Annotated in this window: 2 protein-coding genes; both read left to right on the top strand. The window is 40.2% G+C overall.

Annotated features, from left to right (window positions below; all coding sequences use genetic code 11):
- The coding region (locus H6S82_RS19645) for a hybrid sensor histidine kinase/response regulator (protein WP_191056592.1) at positions 1-1,479 on the top strand (1,479 nt) is incomplete at its 5' end.
- 105 nt (positions 1,480-1,584) lie between these two features.
- Positions 1,585-4,533 (top strand): serine/threonine-protein kinase PknK (locus H6S82_RS19640; protein ID WP_191056591.1); only part of this gene is annotated, 2,949 nt, incomplete at its 3' end.

Genomic DNA, 4,533 nt, shown 5'->3' with positions numbered 1-4,533 from the left:
ATCGTCATCCGCGATATCACAGCCCAAAAAGAAATCGATCGCATGAAAACCGATTTTATCTCTACAGTTTCCCACGAGCTGCGAACCCCACTAACCTCTGTACTGGGATTTACCAAGATTATTAAGAAAAAACTGGAGGAAGGGGTATTTCCTCTGATTCAGGCAGACGATCGTAAAGCTCAGAAAATGCTCAGGCAAGTGGGAGAAAATATTAACATCATCGTATCTGAGGGCGAGCGCTTGACATCTTTAATCAACGATGTGTTAGATATAGCCAAAATGGAAGCAGGGAAAGTAGAATGGCAGATGCAGCCTGTATCGATCGCAGAGATTATTGAAAGAGCGATCGCCGCTACATCGTCTCTTTTTCTAGAAAGTGGGCTGAAACTGCACAAAGATGTTCCCGATGGGCTGCGGCAGGTTCTGGGCGATAGCGATCGCTTGCTTCAAGTACTAATTAACCTCATTTCCAATGCCGTAAAATTTACCGAAACAGGCTCTTGTACTATTAAAGCAAGACAACAAGATAACCAGATTATCGTCAGCATCATCGATACTGGTATCGGCATTGCCCCATTTGATAAACAGAAAGTATTTGAGAAATTCCAGCAGGTAGGAGACACCCTTACAGATAAACCCAAAGGCAGCGGTTTGGGGCTACCAATTTGCAAGCAAATTGTCGAACATCATGGCGGTACAATTTGGGTCGAAAGTCAACTGGGGCAAGGCAGCAACTTCTCATTTTCCATACCTATTCCCGATCGGATAGATATCGATCTAGAAAAATTTTCACTTGATATTTTAGTGAAGCAATTAAAACAAAATTTTATCCCAACAACTCCATTGCCAGGAGAACAAGAAAAAACTATTCTCATCGTTGATGATGATAAAAACATTCGCGCTCTGCTCAGACAACAATTGGAATCTGAAGGTTATCAAATTAGAGAAGCCAAAGATGGGATAGATGCGATTAACCAAGTAAAACATAAAAAACCAGACTTAATTATTTTGGATGTCATGATGCCTCATATCAATGGTTTTGATGTGGCAGCAGTTTTGAAAAACGACCCGCAAACAATGAGTATTCCCATCATCATATTGTCGATAGTTGAAGATAAACAGAGGGGCTATCGATTGGGCATAGATAGTTATTTTACTAAGCCTGTTAACGCAAAAGAACTGCATAAAAATATCGGGTTACTACTGTCTCAAGGCATATCGAAGAAGAAAGTTTTAGTAGTAGATGAAGATGCCTCAGATGTGAAAACCATTTCTGAGGTATTGCAGGCAAAGGGATACAGCGTTATGGAAGCTTCTAACGAACAGGAGTGCATTGATAAGGCGTTAGCAGTAAAACCGGATATGATAATAGTTAATTCTTTGCTTTCCCAACAGCAAAATTTGGTCAAAACCTTATGCTTTGAAAAAGGCTTGGAAAATGTCTTTTTTGTTTTACTAACAGAACAGACGGCAAATTAGAAAAGTAGAGGCTTGCTAATATGTTAATAAGTCGCTCCCATTGAAGATTTACATAAAATAACTAACAATTCGCGAGCGCCAAAATTTATCCCCGGAGTAAGCACAATGACAATTTCAATCCCAGGTTATCAAATTACTGAAAAAATTCAAGCAGGTCTTAGTACTGTTATTTATCGCGGTGTCAGAGAAGAATCTAAAACATCGGTGATTATTAAAACCCTGAAAGCCGAGTATCCCACTCTCGAAGAAATCACTAAGCTCAGACATGAATATAAAATTTTACAAAGGTTTGATTTAGGAGGGATTATTAAACCCTATGCTTTAGAAAACTGTAACAACGGCCTAGCTTTAATATTAGAAGACTTTTCGGGCATATCGCTCAAATATTTTCTGAACAACCAAAAAATTGGGATAATAAAATTTATTAAAATTGCCATACAACTAGCGTCAACCATAGGTCATTTGCATCAAAACAAGATTATCCATAAAGATATTAAACCCCAAAACATTATCATCAACGATCGAACAGGGCAAGTTAAAATTATCGACTTTAGCATTGCCTCAAGTCTGTCTAGAGAAAACCAGAATCTCAGCAATCCGAATTTGCTAGAAGGCACTCTTGCCTATATGTCGCCAGAGCAAACAGGGCGGATGAATCGTTCTATTGATTATCGCACCGATTTTTACTCGTTAGGCGTAACATTTTATGAAATGCTAACTGGTCAATTGCCCTTTAATGCCACTGACCCCCTGGAATTAGTCCACTGCCATATAGCTAAACAACCAGAACCGCCCCATCGGATCGAACCAGAAATTCCAGGGGCGATTTCCGATATTGTAATGAAATTATTATCTAAAACCGCAGAAGACAGATATCAAAGTGGGCTGGGGCTAAAAGCCGACCTAGAAATCTGCCTTAATCAATTAGAAAGTACCGGAAAAATTGACAACTTCATTCCCGGAAAATTGGATAAATACGGCCAATTTATCATCCCCCAAAAGCTATACGGACGCGAAGCGGAAGTAACCCAATTGTTGGAAGTTTTCGATCGCGTCAGTACAGGCAGCAGCGAAACGATGCTCGTGGGCGGTTATTCAGGTATTGGCAAAACAAGCGTTATCAATGAAGTTCACAAACCAATTGTAGCCAAACGCGGTTATTTTATATCCGGCAAATTTGACCAGTTTAAGCGGAATATTCCTTATGCTGCGGTAATTCAAGCCTTTGGGGAATTGGTACGGCATTTGCTCACAGAAACCGCTGAAAAAATAGCGGCTTGGAAAGAACAAATTTTAGAAGCTCTCAGAGCTAACGGTCAAGTTATTATCGATGTCATTCCCGAAATAGAACAGATTATCGGTAAACAGCCGCCCGTTCCCCAATTAGGGCCATCAGAATCTCAAAATCGATTCAATAGGGTGTTTCGAGAGTTCATTCATGTATTTATAAAACCCTCGCACCCGCTAGTAGTTTTTTTAGATGATTTGCAGTGGGCAGATTCAGCTTCTCTGAAGTTAATTCAACTGCTGATGAGCGATCCTGATAGCCAATATCTGTTGCTGATCGGAGCTTATCGAGATAACGAAGTCAGCCCGACTCATCCGCTGATGCTGACGCTGGATGAGATTAAAAAAACGGGTGCCATCATAGAAACGATTACATTGCAACCTTTAGATATTTACCATGTCGGTCAATTAGTTGCCGATACCCTGCACTATGAAATAAGTCGAGCGAAGCCACTAGCAGAATTAATTTTCAATAAAACTCAGGGCAATCCTTTCTTCTTCACTCAGATGCTTGCTACTCTGCACTCTGAAAAACTCTTGACATTTGACTACAGCGCTGGCATTTGGGAGTGGGATATCAAGCAAATTCAAGCAGTAGGTATCACCGATTATAATGTTGTCGAATTGATTGCCAGAAATATCCAAAAATTGGCCGAAGAAACCCAAAAAGTCTTAAAGTTAGCAGCTTGTATTGGCGACAAGTTTAATTTAGATGTTTTGAGCATTGTCAATCAAAAATCCGAGCCAAAAACGGCTGCGGATTTGTGGGACGCGCTGCAAGCTGGTTTGGTTCTACCCTTAAGCGAAAGCTACAAAATTCCGTTAGTATTTGACAATTCAGTACAGGTAGCAATGCCTGTAGACTCAGTAAAAGTTCGCTACAAATTTTTGCACGATCGCGTACAGCAAGCAGCTTATTCTCTCATCCCAGATGAGAACAAAAAACAAACTCACCTAAAAATCGGCGAACTACTGCTCGAACATACCCCATCTGAGGAAATTGCCGAAAATATCTTCGATATAGTCAACCAACTAAATTACGGCACTGACTTACTCACTTCTGAAAAAGAAAGAGACAAACTGGCAAACTTGAATCTCATCGCTGGTAAGAAAGCTAAGGCGGCGACCGCTTATGAAGCAGCCGTCAATTATTTATATGTCGGGATAGGATTGCTGTCACCATCGTCTTGGGAAAGTCAGTACGACCTGAGCCTCAATCTCTATGTAGAAATTGCCGAATCTGAATACTTAAATACCAACTTCGATCGCGCCAACTCATACGCTGAAATTATCTTGCAAAAAGCAACAAATTTGCTCGATAAAGTGAAGGTGTACGAACTAAAAATACAGATGTACGTGGCTCGACTCGCGGTGCAAGATGCTGTTGATACTGGGCTATCTGTAGTGGAAATGCTTGGAGTTCCCCTCTTAGAAGAAGCTCCAAAAAACTTGATAATTGAAGATTTAATCAACCTACCAATTTTAACTGATGCTTATAAGTTGGCAGCATCGCGTATCTTGGTTCCCTTAATGCCTCCTGTTTATTGGTCGAATCCCTCTTTGTTACCCTCTCTTGTATTTACGATGATCGATATATCGGTCAAATATGGAAATTGTGCATCTGCCATTCAAGGGTATGGTTTTTATGCTTTGATTTTGTGCGGTACGGCTGAAGATATTGACTCTGGATATCGGTATGGCAAACTGGGTTTGAAGTTATTAGATAAATTAAATGCCAAAGAATATAAAGCTAAAATTTCTAATGTA

The sequence above is a fragment of the Planktothrix sp. FACHB-1355 genome, assembly GCF_014748295.1.
GTDB classification, from domain to species: Bacteria; Cyanobacteriota; Cyanobacteriia; order Cyanobacteriales; family Aerosakkonemataceae; genus Aerosakkonema; species Aerosakkonema funiforme_A.
Note: the sequence above shows the minus strand (reverse complement) of the source record. Positions and strands in the feature narration are given on the sequence as shown.